General features: G+C 71.0%; 15 protein-coding genes. 11 read left to right on the top strand and 4 right to left on the bottom strand.

Going from position 1 to position 16,409, the window contains the following annotated elements; genetic code table 11:
• The first annotated feature begins 15 nt into the window (after positions 1 to 15).
• Positions 16 to 1,629, top strand: a complete 1,614-nt coding sequence (locus ABT127_RS27310; RefSeq protein ID WP_502971792.1) for an FAD-binding oxidoreductase — start codon at positions 16 to 18, stop codon at positions 1,627 to 1,629.
• An 86-nt stretch (positions 1,630 to 1,715) separates the two neighbouring features.
• Here the strand turns inward: ABT127_RS27310 and ABT127_RS27315 are convergent, their stop codons facing one another.
• Positions 1,716 to 2,438: a phosphatase PAP2 family protein gene (locus ABT127_RS27315; RefSeq protein WP_351455220.1), complete on the bottom strand. Its 723-nt coding sequence runs from the start codon at positions 2,436 to 2,438 to the stop codon at positions 1,716 to 1,718.
• Between the two features lie 194 nt (positions 2,439 to 2,632).
• Positions 2,633 to 3,643 (bottom strand): C40 family peptidase, encoded by a 1,011-nt coding sequence (locus ABT127_RS27320; protein ID WP_351455223.1) that lies wholly within the window; start codon positions 3,641 to 3,643, stop codon positions 2,633 to 2,635.
• Between the two features lie 354 nt (positions 3,644 to 3,997).
• On the opposite strand from ABT127_RS27320, the gene ABT127_RS27325 reads away from it, so the two are divergent.
• The 6 genes from ABT127_RS27325 (at position 3,998) to ABT127_RS27350 (ending at position 11,193) form a co-directional block, all read left to right on the top strand.
• The gene (locus ABT127_RS27325) at positions 3,998 to 4,306 is read left to right on the top strand and encodes a DUF8827 family protein (RefSeq protein WP_351455226.1); all 309 of its coding nucleotides are present in this window, start codon (positions 3,998 to 4,000) and stop codon (positions 4,304 to 4,306) included.
• A 214-nt stretch (positions 4,307 to 4,520) separates the two neighbouring features.
• Positions 4,521 to 5,339, top strand: a complete 819-nt coding sequence (locus tag ABT127_RS27330) for a DUF8175 domain-containg protein (protein WP_351455290.1) — start codon at positions 4,521 to 4,523, stop codon at positions 5,337 to 5,339.
• The gene (locus ABT127_RS27335) at positions 5,329 to 6,681 is read left to right on the top strand and encodes an energy-coupling factor transporter transmembrane component T family protein (protein WP_351455229.1); all 1,353 of its coding nucleotides are present in this window, start codon (positions 5,329 to 5,331) and stop codon (positions 6,679 to 6,681) included. The genes ABT127_RS27330 and ABT127_RS27335 overlap by 11 nt, the downstream gene beginning before the upstream one ends.
• The gene (locus ABT127_RS27340; RefSeq protein ID WP_351455231.1) at positions 6,678 to 8,237 is read left to right on the top strand and encodes an SCO6880 family protein; all 1,560 of its coding nucleotides are present in this window, start codon (positions 6,678 to 6,680) and stop codon (positions 8,235 to 8,237) included. Before ABT127_RS27335 ends, ABT127_RS27340 begins: the two co-directional genes overlap by 4 nt.
• Positions 8,238 to 8,254: 17 nt before the next feature.
• The gene (locus ABT127_RS27345; protein ID WP_351455234.1) at positions 8,255 to 9,670 is read left to right on the top strand and encodes an ATP-binding protein; all 1,416 of its coding nucleotides are present in this window, start codon (positions 8,255 to 8,257) and stop codon (positions 9,668 to 9,670) included.
• A gap of 2 nt (positions 9,671 to 9,672) precedes the next feature.
• Positions 9,673 to 11,193: a type IV secretory system conjugative DNA transfer family protein gene (locus ABT127_RS27350; RefSeq protein ID WP_351455236.1), complete on the top strand. Its 1,521-nt coding sequence runs from the start codon at positions 9,673 to 9,675 to the stop codon at positions 11,191 to 11,193.
• Here the strand turns inward: ABT127_RS27350 and ABT127_RS27355 are convergent.
• Entirely contained in the window at positions 11,190 to 11,855 is a 666-nt protein-coding gene (locus ABT127_RS27355) for a TetR/AcrR family transcriptional regulator (RefSeq protein WP_351455239.1), read from the bottom strand. The two genes, ABT127_RS27350 and ABT127_RS27355, sit on opposite strands and share 4 nt — an antisense overlap.
• Before the next feature lie 108 nt (positions 11,856 to 11,963).
• On the opposite strand from ABT127_RS27355, the gene ABT127_RS27360 reads away from it, so the two are divergent.
• Both ABT127_RS27360 and ABT127_RS27365 read left to right on the top strand, forming a co-directional pair.
• Positions 11,964 to 13,445, top strand: a complete 1,482-nt coding sequence (locus ABT127_RS27360; protein ID WP_351455241.1) for an MFS transporter — start codon at positions 11,964 to 11,966, stop codon at positions 13,443 to 13,445.
• A 26-nt stretch (positions 13,446 to 13,471) separates the two neighbouring features.
• On the top strand, positions 13,472 to 14,074 hold the full coding sequence (locus tag ABT127_RS27365; protein WP_351455244.1) for an NADPH-dependent FMN reductase: 603 nt from the start codon (positions 13,472 to 13,474) through the stop codon (positions 14,072 to 14,074).
• Here the strand turns inward: ABT127_RS27365 and ABT127_RS27370 are convergent.
• Positions 14,071 to 14,616, bottom strand: a complete 546-nt coding sequence (locus tag ABT127_RS27370) for a GNAT family N-acetyltransferase (RefSeq protein WP_351455246.1) — start codon at positions 14,614 to 14,616, stop codon at positions 14,071 to 14,073. The two genes, ABT127_RS27365 and ABT127_RS27370, sit on opposite strands and share 4 nt — an antisense overlap.
• Positions 14,617 to 14,742: 126 nt before the next feature.
• Between ABT127_RS27370 and ABT127_RS27375 the strand changes: the two genes are divergently transcribed.
• Positions 14,743 to 15,150, top strand: coding sequence for a YciI family protein (locus ABT127_RS27375; RefSeq protein ID WP_111665559.1), 408 nt, complete (start codon positions 14,743 to 14,745; stop codon positions 15,148 to 15,150).
• A gap of 27 nt (positions 15,151 to 15,177) precedes the next feature.
• Entirely contained in the window at positions 15,178 to 16,317 is a 1,140-nt protein-coding gene (locus ABT127_RS27380; RefSeq protein ID WP_351455293.1) for an RNA polymerase sigma factor, read from the top strand.
• Positions 16,318 to 16,409 lie beyond the last annotated feature (92 nt).

The following is a 16,409-nucleotide window of genomic DNA, read 5'->3' on the forward strand; positions in this document are numbered from 1 at the left end:
GGAGGCGGAACGGACATGGGCAGCACGGGCATAGAACGGCGTACGTTCATGGCGGCGTCGGCGGCCGCGCTCACGACGACGGTCTCGGCCTGCTCGTCGCCGGCCGGCGATTCCCCGGCGGCATCCTCGTCGGCGGCGTCGAGATCCTCGTCCCCGTCCTCCCCGTCCTCCCTGTCTCCCCTGCGCTCCACCAGCGCCTCGGCCCGGGCCACCGCCGCGGCGAACCTGGACGCGCTGGCGAAGGACCTCGACGGCTCCCTGGTCCGCCCCGGCCAGGCCCGTTGGGCGGCGGCGCACCAGCTGTACAACACCCGCTTCGACGACCTGAAACCGACGGCGGTCGCCTATGTCGCGGGCCCCGACGACCTCCGTACGACGCTGGCGTACGCCCGCGCACACAAGGTCCCGGTGGCGATACGCAACGGCGGGCACTCGTACGCGGGCTGGTCCTCGGGCAACGGACGGCTGATCCTCGACGTGTCCCGCATGAAGTCCGTCCGCGCCTCGGGCGGCGAGGCGGTGATCGGCGCCGGCGCGAAACTCATCGACGTCTACCGGGCACTGGCGGCCAAGGGCGTCACGATCCCGGCGGGCTCCTGCCCCACGGTCGGCGTCTCGGGCCTGACGCTCGGCGGCGGCCACGGCGTCGTCTCCCGGGCCTACGGCCTGACCTGCGACAGCCTCACCGGCGCCACCCTGATCACGGCGGACGGCAAGGAGCTGACCGCCGACTCCCGCACCAACAAAGACTTGTTCTGGGCGCTGCGCGGCGCGGGCAACGGCCAGTTCGGCGTCGTCACCGAGCTCCGCTTCAAGACCCACCCGGCCCCGCAGGGCGTCTCCGCGTACATGTCCTGGCCCTGGTCGAAGGCGGCCACGGTGCTCAAGGCGTGGCAGAAGTGGGGCCCCGCCCAGCCGGACGAGATCTGGTCGTCCCTGCACGTGGCGAACGCGGCGGGAGGCACCCCCACCGTCTCCGTCTCCGTGTTCTCACTGGGCACGTACACCGAACTGCAGAACGCGGTGGACCGCCTCGCCGACGGCTCCGGCGGCCCGGGCCCGGCCTCCTCGGTCTCCCTCAAGCGCCACTCCTACGAGGAGGCCATGGAGATCTACGCGGGCTGCTCCGGCTTCACCGCCGACGCCCAGTGCCATCTGCCGGGCGCCACCCCCGGCCGCTCCGCGCAGGGCGCACTCCAGCGCGAGACCTACGCGGCACACTCGGACTTCTTCGACCGGAACCTGTCGGACGCGGGCGTGCGCACGCTCCTGCGTCAGCTGTCGTCGGTCTCGTCGGGCGCGGGTTCCGTCGCCCTCACGGCGCTCGGCGGCGCGGTCAACCGGGTGGACCCGACGGCCACGGCGTTCGTCCACCGCCGCTCGCGGATGCTCGCGCAGTACATCGTGAGCTGGCGCGCGGGCACGTCCGGCACGAGCGCCCGCGACTGGCTGAAAAAGACGCACACCGCGATGCGCCCGTACGCGTCCGGCGCGGCGTACCAGAACTACACGGACCCGACGCTGACCGACTGGAAGAAGGCCTACTACGGCGACGCGGCCACCCGCCTGACGAAGCTGAAGAAGCAGTACGACCCCGAGAACTTCTTCACGTTCCCGCAGTCGCTTTGAAGCGCTGCGGCAGTGGCGCCCCGTAAGGGGCGCGGGGAACTGCGCGAGAAGCCCCACCGGCCGCCACCCGGCGACGCAACGCCCCCCTAAGCGGCGAGATCCCGCTCCTCTGACCCCCCGGAGGCCCCCCGGGCCTCAGGAATCTCCACGGCGGCCGGCGCGGCCCCCGGCGACCAGACCAGCCAGGACAGCCGCCCGACCCGCCCGACGGCCCGGGCGAGCGGCGTGATCAGGGCGGAGGCCAGCGGCGAGAGCAGCAGCGCCACAGCCGTACCGAGGGCGAACCCGCCGACGACGTCGGTCGGGTAGTGCACGCCCATGAAGACCCGGCAGAACCCTTCCAGAACGGCCAGCCCGATCGCGGCGAGGCCGAGTCTGCGGTGGGCGACGAAGAGGGCCGCGCCCATGGCCATGGCCAGCGTGGCGTGGTCGCTGACGAACGAGAAGTCGGTCTTGCCGTCCACGAGGACGGTGAGCCCGTCATGGTCCTTGAACGGCCGCGGCCGCTCGACGAACCCGCGGATCGGCACGTTCACCAGCACGGCGACGGCGGCGGCCAGCGGCGCCCACACGACGGCGGCGACCGAGGAGGCGGCGTCGTCGAGCGTGTCCCGCTTGCGCGCTCCCCACCAGGTCCAGAGGACGACGAGGACGAGCCCGAGCAGAATCCCGTACTCGCCGACGAACTCCATCGTGCGGTCGAACCAGCCGGGCGCGTCCGCGGCCAGGCCGTTGATGTCGTAGAGCAGCGTGACGTCAGGGTTCGACCCGGAAGTCTCGAGTGCTGCGAGTGCCTCGAGTCCAGCCATAGCTCAGCGGCCCCTTCATCATCTGCGTGCTACCCGTGTCGGCCACCCCCGTGGACTTCATTCGGTTCAGGAAGAGGAACGCACAGCCTCACTCACTACGTTCCACGTTCCACCGAATGATCACGCAGACGTTATCGAAGAGAGACACGAACCCGCAGCTCAGAGCCTGGGATTAACGGAGAGTTCCGGCCACGTCACACTTCCGGCGACGCACTGGGCACCGCTTTCGCGCCATCCTCCGTTACCCGTGTCGCACCGAAGTAATCAGGCGTGTCGACCGGATCGAACCGGATCACGGCGCCCGTCCGCGGCGCGTCGATCATGTACCCGCCCCCGACGTAGATCCCGACGTGCCGGATGGCGCGGCTGTTGGTGAGGTCGTCGGAGAAGAAGACCAGGTCACCGGGGAGCAGCTCGCTGCGCTTGGGGTGCGGTCCCGCGTTGTACTGGTCGTTGGCGACACGCGGCAGCCGGATCCCCACACTGGAGTACGCGGCCAGGGTCAGCCCCGAGCAGTCGAACCGCCCGCCCTGGTCCGCCGTCCCGTTCCCGCCCCACAGGTACTCCGTGCCGAGCTTCTTCTGCGCGTACGTGATGGCGGCCGCGGCCTGCTGCGAGGGCTGCACCCGCCCGACGGGCCGCGCGAAGCTCTGCTCCAGGGTCGTGATGGTCTTCACGTAGTTCTGGGTCTCGCGGTAGGGCGGCACGCCCTTGTACTTGATGACGGCGTACGCGCCCGCGTTGTACGACGCGAGCATGTTCTTGGTCGCGTCCCCGGGCACGTCCTTCACGTACGAGGCCAACTTGCAGTCGTACGAGGCGGCGGACGGGATGGCGTCGTTCGGGTCCCAGATGTCCTTGTCCCCGTCGCCGTCCCCGTCGACCCCGTGGGACGCCCACGTGCCCTCGATGAACTGCGCGATGCCGTAGGCCTTCGCCGGCGACTTGGCGTTCGGGTTGAACCCGCTCTCCTGGTAGAGCTGGGCCGCGAGCAGCGCCGGATTGATGGCGGGACAGAGATTGCCCCACTTCTGGACCAGTGACTGGTAGGCGGCCGGCACGGCGCCCTTGGCGAGCCCGACGGCGCCCTGCCCGACCCCGTTCGTGAGGTTTCCGGCCACCATGTAGGTCCCCACGACGAGCAGGGTCACGAACCCGGTCCCTCCGGCGACCCCCGCACCCGCGACGATCCACGCCTTACGCACCGTCAACCGCCCTTCGCCGCACGGGAGTCCACCGAGGCCACAGTGTAGGCGGGGAAGCCTCCCCCGTACCGGCCGCCGCGAACCGCTGGTGCGTCACGCCCCGCCCCCGTCCGGCCCGCACGTTCATTGCTCCACGTAATCACTCGTGATACATAGAGTGACCGTACGTTTCTTCGTATACGGATCCGTCCCACCGGCCTCCCGTACACCACGGAAACGCGGAAAAACGCAGAAACTCGGCCAACGAATGGCGCCAAGTCGGCAGGCACGGGCGCGGTTCTGAGGAACAATGGGCGTGACCTCTGCGCTGCGGCGGAGGCGACAGAACTACCCACTTGGGGCGGTGAGTTACACATGCTGCTGGCAGCCGAAAAAGGCGACATCACGACCATCATCGGCGGGATCGCCCCCGACTGGGGCCCGTTCGGGACCCTGGGCAACGAGGCACGCGTGATGGTCGAGGTGGTGATGGCCGTGGCCATCCTCCTGTGCCTCGGGATCGCGATCTGGGGCGCGGCCAAACAACGGATCGGGGCGACGGCACTGCGCGACACCTTCAGCGCGGAGCAGGGCAAGGGCCTGATCATCGCCGGGCTGACCGGGGTCTTCATCATCGGGTCGCTCGGCACCCTCTTCACGATCGTCTACGGCATGGCCGTCTAGCCCGGCTCACGCACCATCAGTTTCGGGCCGGCCGTGTTCGGTTACCTCTTCTTCACCCCTGTCCCACTTGTCCCGTCGTGCCCACCGACTGAGGTTGCGTCCCCCTGATGCCGAGTCACCACACCCCGCCCGCGCGGGAACCAGCACAGCTACCGTCGTACGTGGCGTCGGCGTATGCGGCGGTTCAGCACAAGGTTGAGGGGGCGTGCCCGGAATGAGTCTCGACGGCCGGCAAGGGGACGACGACCTCTACGGCGGCACCGGCCAGACCCGCACGCGGCTCCCGGAGGGGCCCGACGGGTACGGGGGCGGGCGCAGACCGGGCCGTTCGTCGTCCCGGTCGCTGGTCACCGTGGTGGGTGTCGTGGTGCTGCTCATCGCGGCCATCGCGTTCGCGAACCGGGGCGGCGACGACGACACGTCCTCGGGCTCCAAGGGCAGCACCGCCTCCGGCGCGGGCTCCTCCCCCACGTCCCCGACCGGCACGAAGCCGGTGGGTTCGGGCTTCGCCCATGACCAGCAGGGGGCGCAGTCGGCCGCGGCGAATTATGCGGTGCAGCTCGGCTCCGCCGACATGTTCGACAAGGCCAAGCGGGACCGGATCGTCGACGCCGTCTACACCTCGTCGGCCGCCAACGCCCGCCGCGCCGATCTCGACAAGGTCTACTCCAGCGAGCGCTTCCTGACCGGCATCGGCCTCAACAAGGACGGGTCGGCACCCGCCGGCACGACGTTCGTCTCGCGCATCATCCCCGTGGGCACCAAGACCACCGCCTATCAGGACACGACGGCGACCGTCTCGATCTGGTACTCGTCCCTGTTCGGCCTGGCCGGTGAGAGCACCACGAATCCGGTCTCCGAAAGCTGGTACACCAACAGCTACAAGCTGCACTGGGTGAACGACGACTGGAAGGTCGAGGACTTCACGCAGAAGGACGGCCCCGTCCCCGTGGGCCGCGACCAGCGGGCCTCCACGGCCGACGACATGGCCAAGGCCGTGGAGGAGTACGGAGGGTTCACCTATGCCCGCTAGCAGCCGCCGCCGCACCCTCACGCTCGCCGGAGCGGTCACCGCCGTCCAGACCGGGGCAGTCCTGCTGGCGACGCATGCCGTCGCCGCACCGGACCCCGGCAACGACCCCTGCGACCTCATCCGAGGCCCCGCCAAGAACTACTGCGAGCGAGGCGGCAGCGGAGGCGGCGGGGGCAGTCCCGCCATGCCCGACAACACCACCAACCCCCTGGACCCCCTCTCCAGCCTCGCCAAGGGCTGCGCCGACGCCGCCGCCTGGACCGTCGACAAGCTCAGCGAAGCCGTGCAGAAGACGGCACAGGTCGACTTCACCAACGAGAAGTTCCTCCAGCAGTACGCCGTCGTGTTCGCCGCCTCGACCATCCTGACCCTCGTCCTGTGGCTGATGGCCGTGGCCAAGCGCGCCGTGCGCGGTGTCCCCCTGAGCACGGCGCTGTCGGAGGCCGTCGGCTTCCTCTGGCTGACGGTGCTGGCCTCCGCGTTCACCCCGCTGATCCTCTACACGGTCGTCTCCGCGACGGACGGCGTGACGGACGTGCTGGCGAAGGCGACGGGCAATCAGACGGACGCGTTCTTCGGCACGTTCTCCGAGGCGCTGAAGAAGGGCAACGACATCGGCGGCGGCCCGATCATGCTGATCGTGGTGTCGCTGGTCTCCATCGTCGCGGCGGGCGTGCTCTACCTGGAGCTGTACCTGCGCGCGGTCCTGCTCTACGTGGGCGCGCTGCTCGGCGTCGTCGTGTACTCGGGACTCGTCGACAAGAACCTGTGGGGCCACGTCCGCCGCTGGGTCGGGATCATGGTCGCCGTCATCCTGGTGAAACCGGTCATCGTGATCGTGCTCGGCCTGGCCGGAGCGCTGTCCACCACCGCCGGCGGCCCGGACTCGCTCGCGGCGGTGGTCTCCGGCCTCGCCATCATCCTGCTCGCCATCTTCGCCAGCGGCATGATCTACCGCTTCGTCCCCGGCTTCGGCGACGAGATGGCCAACGTCCGCAAGAACCGGATCATGCAGGGCGCGGAGGGCAAGGCGGCCGCCGCGTTCACCTCGCCCGCCGCCCTCGTCTCCCAGGGCATCAAGACCCACAGCGCCCGTCAGGACGGCGGCGGCGGGGGCGGCGCCGGCCAGGCCCGTCCCGCCAACCCCGTGTCCGGCGGGGTGGCCGCGCACAGTACGCGGCAGGGCGCGGCAGGGGGCGGCGGCGGAACTGTCCCCTCCGCCGCACCCCCGCCGCGCACGAGTCCCACGAACACCCCGCACGCCGGCAACCGCGGGAGCAACACCGGCACGACCGGCTCCACCAGTAACAACGGCAATCGGCAAGGAGGTGCAGGGCGTTGACGACCCAGTCCCACGTGTCCCCTCCGGTCACGCCCCGCCGTACATATCTGATCGGCCGCGCGCGGCCGAACGCGATCGTCGGCAGGAACCGCGAGTCGGGAGAACTCTTCCTGATCATCGCGGGTGCCTTCCTCGGCATGATGTGCGGACTGCTCGTCCCCGTTCTGTCCCTGCGCATCGTGCTGCTCATGGGCTTCCCGCTGCTCGCCCTGGCAGCGGTCTACGTCCCGTACCGGCACCGCACCTTCTACAAGTGGTTCGAGATCAACCGCAGCTACAAGCGGCAGCTGAAGCGCGGCTCCGCCTACCGCTCGGGGGCCACCGAGGCCGGCGTCCGGCTCGACGGCCGGGAGGTCGAGATCGGGCCCCCGCCCGGCATCGGCCGGCTGACCTGGCTCGCGGCGCCGTTCGGACCCGACGAGATCGCCGTCCTGCTGCACGCCGACCGGCGCACGGTGACGGCCGCGATCGAGATCGAGGGCCCGGGCGTCGGCCTGCGCGACTCCGAGGACCAGGAAGCCCTCGTCGACCGCTTCGGCACCCTGCTCAAGCACGTGGCGAACGGCGACGGCTTCGTCACCCGCCTCCAGATGCTCGCCCGCACCCTGCCCGCCGACCCCGACGCGCACGCCAAGGACGTCGCCATCCGCGGCGACGAGCGTTCGCTGGGCTGGCTCCAGGAGTCGTACGACCAGCTCCAGTCCATGGTGTCGACCAGCAGCGAGCAGCACCGCGCGTACCTGGTGGCCTGCATGCACTACACGCGCGAGCTGGCCGCCGAGGCCAACGCGATGGCGCGCGCCTCACGCCCCAAGTCCGGCCGCAAGGTCGACCGGGACGCGGGACTCGCCGTCGTCATGGCGCGCGAGCTGACCGACATCTGCTCCCGCCTCCAGGAAGCCGACATCCGCGTACGCCAGCCGCTGGGCCAGGGCCGGCTCGCCTCGCTCGTGCACTCCATGTACGACCCGGACCACCCCATCGACCACATCCAGGCGATGACGAAGCGCAACACCTGGCCCGCCGAGCTGGACGCGATGGAGCCCACCTACCTCCAGGCGAAGACGCGCGAGTCGTCGACGCGGGCACCGTGGTGCCACGCCACGGCCTGGGTGAAGGAGTGGCCGATGACGCCGGTCGGCGTCAACTTCCTGGCACCGCTCCTCGTCCACACCCCGGACGTCATCCGCACCGTCGCCGTCACCATGGACCTCGAACCCACCGAGGTCGCCATCGAGCGGATGCTGACCGAGAAGACGAACGACGACGCGGAGGCGTCCCGCGCCGCCAAGATGAACCGGACCGTCGACCCGCGCGACATCGCCGCCCACGGCCGTCTCGACCAGCGCGGCGAGGACCTGGCGAGCGGCGCCGCGGGCGTCAACCTCGTCGGCTACATCACGGTCTCCTCCCGCAACCCCGATGCCCTCGCCCGCGACAAGCGCACCATCCGCGCCTCGGCCGGCAAGTCGTACCTGAAGCTGGAGTGGTGCGACCGCGAGCACCACCGGGCGTTCGTGAACACCTTGCCGTTCGCCACCGGCATCCGACGCTAGAGAGGGAGAGCGCGCTGATGCGGGATCCGTTGTCGATGCTCACGGACGCCTTCACCTCCTTCCTGTTCGGGAAGGTGGAGACGACCCGGCTGCCCGTGCGGACGTCGACGGGGCAGGCCCAGGCGGTCTATCTGCCGACGGCCGCGCCCGGACTCGGCGACTCGGGCGTGATCATCGGGCGTGAGGTGTACTCCGGCAAGGGATACATCTACGACCCGTTCCAGCTGTACGGACAGCAGCTCCCGGCCCCGCACTGGCTGGTCCTGGGCGAGTCCGGGAACGGCAAGTCGGCGCTGGAGAAGACCTACGTCCTGCGGCAGCTGAGGTTCCGCGACCGCCAGGTCGTGGTCCTCGACGCGCAGGGCGAGGACGGCGTCGGCGAATGGAACCTGATCGCGCAGGAGCTGGGGATAACTCCCATCCGGCTCGACCCGACGGCGGCCCTCGACATGGGCATCCGCCTCAACCCGCTCGACCCCGCGATCACGACGACGGGCCAGCTGGCGCTGCTCCGCACGATCATCGAGGTCGCGATGGGTCACGGCCTGGACGAGCGCTCCGGCTTCGCCCTGAAGGTCGCGCACGCCTACGTCAACGAGACGATCGTCGAGCGCCAGCCCGTCCTGACCGACATCGTCGAGCAGCTGCGCCACCCGGAACCGGAGTCGGCGGAGGCGATGAACGTCGCCATAGACGACGTACGCGCCTGGGGCCTGGACGTCGCGCTGGTCCTGGACCGGCTGGTCGACGGTGACCTGCGGGGCATGTTCGACGGCCCGACGACGGTCGGCATCGACCTCGACGCCCCCCTCATCGTCTTCGACCTGTCCCACATCGACCGCAACTCCATCGCGATGCCGATCCTCATGGCGATCGTCGGCGTCTGGCTGGAGCACACCTGGATCCGCCCCGACCGCAAGAAGCGCATCTTCCTGGTGGAAGAGGCGTGGCACATCATCAACAGCCCGTTCGTGGCGCAGCTCTTCCAGCGCCTGCTGAAGTTCGGCCGCCGGCTCGGCCTGTCCTTCGTGGCGGTCGTCCACCACTTGTCGGATGTGGTCGACGGCGCGGCGGCGAAGGAGGCGGCGGCGATCCTGAAGATGGCCTCGACCAGAACGATCTACGCGCAGAAAGCGGACGAGGCGCGTTCGACGGGCCGGGTCCTCGGCCTGCCACGCTGGGCGGTGGAGATCATCCCCACCCTCACCCCGGGCATCGCGGTCTGGGACGTCAACGGCAATGTCCAGGTGGTCAAACACCTGGTCACCGAGACCGAACGCCCCCTGGTCTTCACGGACCGCGCCATGACCGAGTCCTCCGACGACTTCCTGGGCGACGACGCCATGCGCGCCGCCGAACTGGAGGCGGAGGAACGGGCGGCGGCGTTCGTGGAACAGCGCCTCGGCGACACCTCCGAGTCCACGGTGGCGTGACGATGGCGCGCGACGACAGAGAGCGGGAGCGGGGCGTCCCCGACGGCCTGCTGATCGGCGTACTGGCGTTTCTGCTCGGCATGACGATCCTGGTGTGGACGGCGACGGGCCTCGCGGGCCTCTTCGCGAAGGGGGCGTGGCCGGACGACGTGACGTTCGCCCACACCCCGCTGGCGATGCGCCACTTGATCGGGCAGCCGCACGACATCACGGGCGCCTGGCCGAACACCCCCGGCGCCCAGCTCTCGGGCTACGGCCTGTTCTGGGGCCTGTTCATCGGCCAGGTGATGATCCTCCTGGTCCTGACGGTCTTCGCCGCGGGCACCCTGGCCCGGTGGCGAGCGGTCCGCCGCCGGGAGCGCGAGGCGCCCCGAAAGGGGCGCGGGGAACTGCGCGAGCACACCGACGAGCGCGCACCCGACGACGAACCCCTGACCCCCGAGGGGGCGACCCCCAAAACCCCAGCCACCCCCACCCCCGCACCCGCACCCGCACCCGCACCAACCATCCTGGCCACCCCGGCAATTCCGGCAGCCCCGGCAGCCCCGGCAGCTCCGGAATCCCCTCTGACGGCCCCCCTCCCGTCCCCCCGAACCCCCCTCCACCTGGGCCCCCCGTCCCACCGCCACCCCCTGGCCATCGAAGCCGTACGGGAGGCAGCGGGCCCGGCCCTGGTCATCACCTCGGCCCCCACGGTCTGGCAGGAGACGAAGGACGCCCGCGCCAAACTCGGCCCGGTCCTCCTCTACGACCCCACCCACCTGTGCGACACCCCGGCCCGCCTGCACTGGAACCCGTCGGCGGGCTGCGAGAACCGCGCGACGGCAGCGGACCGCGCCATCGCCCTGCTCGCCCCGATAAGACCGACGGCCAAACTCGACTCGGCCCTGGCCGAAACGGCCGACACCCTGCTGCGCAGCTATCTGCACGCGGCGGCGATCGAGGGCAAACCGTTCCGCCACGTCCACCGCTGGGCCCAGGGCAGCCAGGTCCAGGAAGCCGTACGCATCCTGCGGACCAACCCGAAAGCCGTCTCGGGCACGGCGGGCGAGCTGGAAGCGGCGCTCACCGCCCACCCCGAACGCCGTGACATGGCACAGGAGTTGACGGCCCGCGCGCTGTCCTCCCTCTTCACCGTGCACATCCGCGACGCCTGCACCCCGAACCGAACTGATGCGCTGACGCTGGATTCCTTCATCGCCGAAGGGGGCACGCTCTATGTGGTGGGTGAACCCATCGAGGACCCCAAGGGAAATCCCGGAGCGATGCCCTTGCTGACGGCCCTCGCCTCAAGCGTGGTCGAGCACGGCCGCCGCATGGCCGAACGGTCACCTGCCGGCCGGCTCGACCCACCAATGACGCTCGTCCTGGACGACGTCGCCGCAGTGGCTCCGCTTCCCCAGCTGCCGGAGCTGCTGGCCACCGGAGCGGACCGGGGCCTGGAGACCCTGGCCCTGCTCCGGTCCCGCGAACAGGGCCGCACCCGCTGGCCGGACGCCGACCTCCCGCTCCCGCTGCCCTAGGACCTGTCGACGTCCTCGGCGACGGCGAAGAGCCGCAGGAAGACCCGCACCCCGCTCTCGACCCGTTCACCGATCTCGGCGCTGTCCATCGGCACGGCCCCGAAGAACGTGTCCACGGTGACGGACCCGGCGATCAGCAGGGTGAAGTACCGCGCGGCCTCGGCGGAGTTGCTCCCGTCCACGGCCAGCAGCCCCTCCTCGCCCAGCCGCTCGAACGCGGCCCGCACCGCCTCCCGCACGGCGACCGGCCCGGTCCGCTGCCACTCCTCGACGACGTCGCCGGGCAGATGCGGCCCCTCCACGATGACCTGCCGGACGAGCAGCATGTGGTCGGCGTGCTCACCGCGCCGCCCCATCCACTCCCGCGCGAGGGCGTGCAGGTCCGCCTCGATGTCCGTGACCTTGTTCAAGTGCCTTTCGATCAGGGCGACATGGGCGGCGGTGACGGCCGCGGCGCTGTCCAGCAGCGTCTCGCGGAAGAGGTTCTCCTTGCCGCCGAAGTGGTTGTAGAGGGTGCGCGTGGAGACCCCGGCCTCGGCGGCGATCTCGTCGATGCCCGCACGCGAGTACCCCTCGCGCCCGAACACGGTGCGGGCACCGCGCAGCAGTGCCCGCCGCTTCTCGAGCGTGCCCCTGCGCACTCCTGCCGCCTGTTCCGCCATGCTCCGCTCCTCCGCTCACCTCCACCCTAGGCCGTATCCGGCCTGGGCCCAGCGACCTAAGTACAACGACCGTTGCAGTAACTACAACCACGGTTGTACTTTACGGTCATGGCAACCGAACCCCAGCCCCGGGCGGTCCGCACATCCGACGACGGCCGCCCCGTCCCGACCCTCCTCGTCGTCCTCCTCGGCATGCTCACCCTCCCGATGGCGATGTCCGGCACGACGGTGGCACTCCCGCGCATCGGCACCGCCCTGGACGCCTCCGGCGCGGCACTGCAATGGGTCGTCGTCGGCTACTTCCTCGCCGCATCCGCGTGCATGCTCGTCGCCGGCTCGCTCGGCGACCTGTACGGCCGCCGCCGGATCCTCACGGCGGGCGCCGCGCTCTACACGGCGGGCACCCTCGCCTCGGCCGCCGCCCCGCACGTCCTGCTCCTGGACGCGGCCCGGATCCTGTCCGGCATCGGCGCGGCCGGGGTGATGGCGAGCGGCGGCTCACTCCTCGCGGCGACCTTCACGGGCCCGGCCCGCACCCGCGTCTTCGCCTCGCTGGGCACCACGGCGGGCCTCGGCCTCGCCCTCGGCCCGACCTTCTCGGGCTGGCTGGTGGACGCCCTCGGCTGGCGCGCCACGTTCCTGTCGTACGCGGCCGTGGGCGCCGTCATCCTCACCGGCACCCGCCTGCTGGGCGAGTCCCGCGCCGAGGAGCGGCCGCGGGTCGACCGGGCGGGCGCGGCCACGTTCATCGCGGGCTTCGCCCTGGCCCTGTTCGCCGTCACCCAGGGTTCGAAGGCGGGCTGGAACTCACCGTGGACACTGCTCCCCGCGGCGGCCGCCACGGCCCTGCTGACCACTTTCGTACGGGTCGAACAGGGACTGGCCCGCTCCGGCCGGGGCCGCCCGATCCTGGATCTGCGGCTGGCCCGGAATCCGGCCTTCGCCGGCTGGGCCGTCGGCTCCTTCGCGCTCGGCGCGGGCACCACGGGTGTGCTGGCCTTCCTGCCGACGTACCTCCAGGGTGTGAACGGCACGTCGGCCCGCGCCGCCGGCCTGACCCTGCTGCTGATGACGGTCCCGATCCTGGTGCTGCCCCCGCTCGGCGCCCGCCTGGTCAACCGCGGCGTCCCGGCCCGCCGTCTGCTGGTGCTGTCCCTGCTGCTGATCGCGGCGGGCAACGCCTGGCTGACCACGCTCCACCCCGGCATCCCTGTACCCGCCCTGGCCGGCCCGCTGTTGACGATCGGCGCCGGTCAGGGCCTGTCCATCGGCATCGTCGACGCCCAGGCCATGTCGCTGGTCCTCCCGTCCGAGGTCGGCATGGCCTCCGGCTTCCTCAACACCGTCCGCGGCGCCACCGGCGCCCTGACCCTGACCGTCTTCGGCGCCCTGCTCCTCACCGCAGAACTCACCAGGGCCTGGCACACGGCGCTGTGGACGGTGACAGCGCTCATAACAGCCCTGGCCCTGACCACCCACCTCCTGCTCTCCCGCCCCTCGGCTGTGGGGAGGCGTTCCGCCCGCCGGAACGAATGGGCACAGCCCTCGGCCCAGAGCACTACTGAAGCAACCCCCACGACAACCCCGTAGAAACCCGATCCCAGGGAGACAGAGAAATGACCGCCCCAGAGCCCCAGCCCCAACCCCAGCTCCGCGTAGCCGTGATCATCGGCTCACTCCGAGAGGGCCGCATCGCCCCCACGGTGGCCGACTGGTTCACGTCCCAGGCCACCGAACACGCCCCCACCACCCACTTCGACGTCATCGACGTGGCAACCCTGAACCTCCCGGAGGTCCACCCGTCCTGGTCCCACGAACGCACCCCGGAACAGGCCGAACTGGCCGCCCGCATCCAGCACGCCGACGCCTACATGGTCATCACCCCCGAGTACAACCACAGCTTCCCGGCCCACCTGAAGCACCTGATCGACCTCCACCACACGGAGTGGCGGGCCAAGCCCGTCGGCTTCGTCTCGTACGGAGGCGTCGCCGGCGGCCTGCGTGCCGTCGAACAACTCCGCCTGGTCTTCGCCGAGTTGCACTGCGTCACGGTCCGCGACAGCGTCAGCTTCCACAAGGTGACCCCCGACCACTTCGCCCCGGACGGCCCGGCCCACGACCCCGAGGGCGCGCCCGGCGCGGCGAAGGTGCTGCTCGACCAGCTCGACTGGTGGGCCCACGCCCTGCGGACGGCCCGCGCCGAACGCCCGTACCGCTAGGGCCTGTCGAGCACCATCTCGTACTCGACCTCGGAAGGGTCGTCCGGGTGGGGGACGGCCCTTCCGGTGCGCACGAAGCCGAACTTCCGGTAGAAGCCCTCGGCCCGCGCGTTGTCCTGGTGGAAGTGGAGCCGCACCCGGCCGAGCCCCTCCAGCGAGTACGCCCACGCGCACGCCGCCGAGAACAGCTCGGAGGTGACCCGGCCACCCCGGGCCTCGGGACGCACGTAGACGCCCACGATCTGCGCCTGCCGCTCCTCGACGGTGTGCCCGAAGAAGTCCTCGGTCCCGGCCTCCTCGACCAGCGCGACCGCGGTCCCCAGCCACCGCCCGCTCTCGTCGACGGCCACGAACTGCCGCGCCGCCCCGCCGTGCGAGGCCCCGGCCGCCCGGTCGCGCCAGAACGAGTCCGGCCTCCCGAGCGCCGTCTCGTACGTCTCCAGGAACGCGATCGGCGCCACCTCGTCCCGCAGCGCCTCAAGCCGCAGTTCCTTCACGGCCGCCCATTCGTCAGCCCGCACCGCTCGCACCACGAAGTCCATGGCGGCACTCTAGAGTCGCCGGACACCACCGGAAAAAAGAATTTCCGCGCCGATGTCGAGAACCCGCGCCCGGCTCCGTCCCTGCTATGAACGCAAGCGAACCGCACCGGCACCAAGGAGACCGTCATGGCCAAGTATCTGCTGCTGAAGCACTACCGAGGCGCCCCGGAACCCGTGAACTGCGCGCCCATGGACCAGTGGACGCCCGAGGAGGTCACGGCCCACATCCAGTACATGCAGGACTTCGCGGCCCGTCTGGAGAAGTCCGGCGAGTTCGTCGACGGCCAGGCCCTCGCCCCGGAGGGCACCTGGGTCCGCTACGACGGTGAGGGCCGCCCGCCCGTCACCGACGGCCCGTTCGCCGAGACCAAGGACCTCATCGCCGGCTGGATGGTCATCGACGTCGACACGTACGAGCGTGCGGTCGAGCTGGCCGGGGAGCTGTCGGCGGCGCCGGGCGCGGGCGGCGAGCCGATCCACGAGTGGCTGGAGCTCCGCCCGTTCCTGCACGCCCCGCCCACCATCACGGAGTAGCCGTATCCCATGCCCTCTCCCGACGCACTGGACGAGGCCCGGCTGCGCAGCCTCACACCGGGCGTCCTGGCCGTCCTCGTCCGCCGCGGAGCAGATTTCGCGGCGGCCGAGGACGCGGTGCAGGACGCCCTGGTGGAGGCGGTCCGCTCCTGGCCCACCGAACCGCCCCGGGACCCCCGGGGCTGGCTGATCACCGTGGCCTGGCGCCGCTTCGTCGACGCGACCCGGGCGGACGCCTCGCGGCGCCGCCGCGAGGACCGCGTGGACGAGGAACCGCTCCCGGGCCCGTCCCCCACCACCGACGACACGCTCCAGCTCTACTTCCTCTGCGCGCACCCCTCGCTCACGCCGTCGTCGGCGGTGGCGCTCACCCTGCGCGCGGTGGGCGGCCTCACGACCCGTCAGATCGCCCGGGCCTACCTGGTCCCGGAGGCGACGATGGCGCAACGCATCAGCCGCGCGAAACGCACGGTCTCCGCGGCCCGCTTCGACAGGCCGGGCGACGTGGCGACGGTTCTGCGCACGCTGTACCTGGTCTTCAACGAGGGCTACTCCGGCGACATCGACCTCGCCGCCGAGTCCATCCGCCTCACCCGGCAGCTGGCGTCCGCGATCGACCACCCCGAGGTGGCGGGCCTGCTGGCCCTGATGCTGCTCCACCACGCCCGGCGCCCGGCCCGCACCACGGCCGACGGCAGTCTGGTCCCGCTGGCGGACCAGGACCGCACCTGCTGGGACACGTCGATGATCGCGGAGGGCATCGGCATCCTCCAGGAGGCTCTGGCCCGTGACCGCCTCGGCGAATTCCAGGCCCAGGCGGCCATCGCGGCCCTCCACGCGGACGCCCTCACGGCCGAGGAGACGGACTGGGTCCAGATCGTCGAGTGGTACGACGAACTCGCCGCGCTCACCGACAGCCCGGTCGTCCGCCTCAACCGCGCGGTGGCGCTGGGCGAGGCCGACGGCCCGCACGCGGGTCTGGCCGCGCTGGCGGAGCTGGACGATTCCGTGCCCCGCCACACAGCGGTGGCGGCCTACTTCCATGAGCGCGCCGGCGACCTCACCACAGCGGCCCGCCTCTACGCGAAGGCCGCGCAACAAGCCCCGACGCTGCCCGAACGCAATCACCTGACCCGCCAGGCGGCCCGCCTGAATTCCGCCCCGTAAACGCAGAAAAGCCCGGACCGTTCCCGGTCCGGGCTTTTCTCAAAATTTGTTCGGCGGCGTCCTACTCTCCCACAGGGTCCCCCCTGCAGTAC

Origin of the sequence: Streptomyces sp. NPDC001904, from assembly GCF_040297005.1 — a bacterium.
Lineage (GTDB): Bacteria > Actinomycetota > Actinomycetes > Streptomycetales > Streptomycetaceae > Streptomyces.

What these genes read in the sequence shown, in the direction of transcription:
- ABT127_RS27310 (WP_502971792.1), top strand. Translation starts at nt 16, where the DNA reads ATGGGCAGCACGGGCATAGAACGGCGTACGTTCATGGCGGCGTCGGCG.
- ABT127_RS27315 (WP_351455220.1), bottom strand. Translation starts at nt 2,438, where the DNA reads ATGGCTGGACTCGAGGCACTCGCAGCACTCGAGACTTCCGGGTCGAAC.
- ABT127_RS27325 (WP_351455226.1), top strand. Translation starts at nt 3,998, where the DNA reads ATGCTGCTGGCAGCCGAAAAAGGCGACATCACGACCATCATCGGCGGG.
- ABT127_RS27330 (WP_351455290.1), top strand. Translation starts at nt 4,521, where the DNA reads ATGAGTCTCGACGGCCGGCAAGGGGACGACGACCTCTACGGCGGCACC.
- ABT127_RS27335 (WP_351455229.1), top strand. Translation starts at nt 5,329, where the DNA reads ATGCCCGCTAGCAGCCGCCGCCGCACCCTCACGCTCGCCGGAGCGGTC.
- ABT127_RS27345 (WP_351455234.1), top strand. Translation starts at nt 8,255, where the DNA reads ATGCGGGATCCGTTGTCGATGCTCACGGACGCCTTCACCTCCTTCCTG.
- ABT127_RS27350 (WP_351455236.1), top strand. Translation starts at nt 9,673, where the DNA reads ATGGCGCGCGACGACAGAGAGCGGGAGCGGGGCGTCCCCGACGGCCTG.
- ABT127_RS27355 (WP_351455239.1), bottom strand. Translation starts at nt 11,855, where the DNA reads ATGGCGGAACAGGCGGCAGGAGTGCGCAGGGGCACGCTCGAGAAGCGG.
- ABT127_RS27360 (WP_351455241.1), top strand. Translation starts at nt 11,964, where the DNA reads ATGGCAACCGAACCCCAGCCCCGGGCGGTCCGCACATCCGACGACGGC.
- ABT127_RS27365 (WP_351455244.1), top strand. Translation starts at nt 13,472, where the DNA reads ATGACCGCCCCAGAGCCCCAGCCCCAACCCCAGCTCCGCGTAGCCGTG.
- ABT127_RS27370 (WP_351455246.1), bottom strand. Translation starts at nt 14,616, where the DNA reads ATGGACTTCGTGGTGCGAGCGGTGCGGGCTGACGAATGGGCGGCCGTG.
- ABT127_RS27375 (WP_111665559.1), top strand. Translation starts at nt 14,743, where the DNA reads ATGGCCAAGTATCTGCTGCTGAAGCACTACCGAGGCGCCCCGGAACCC.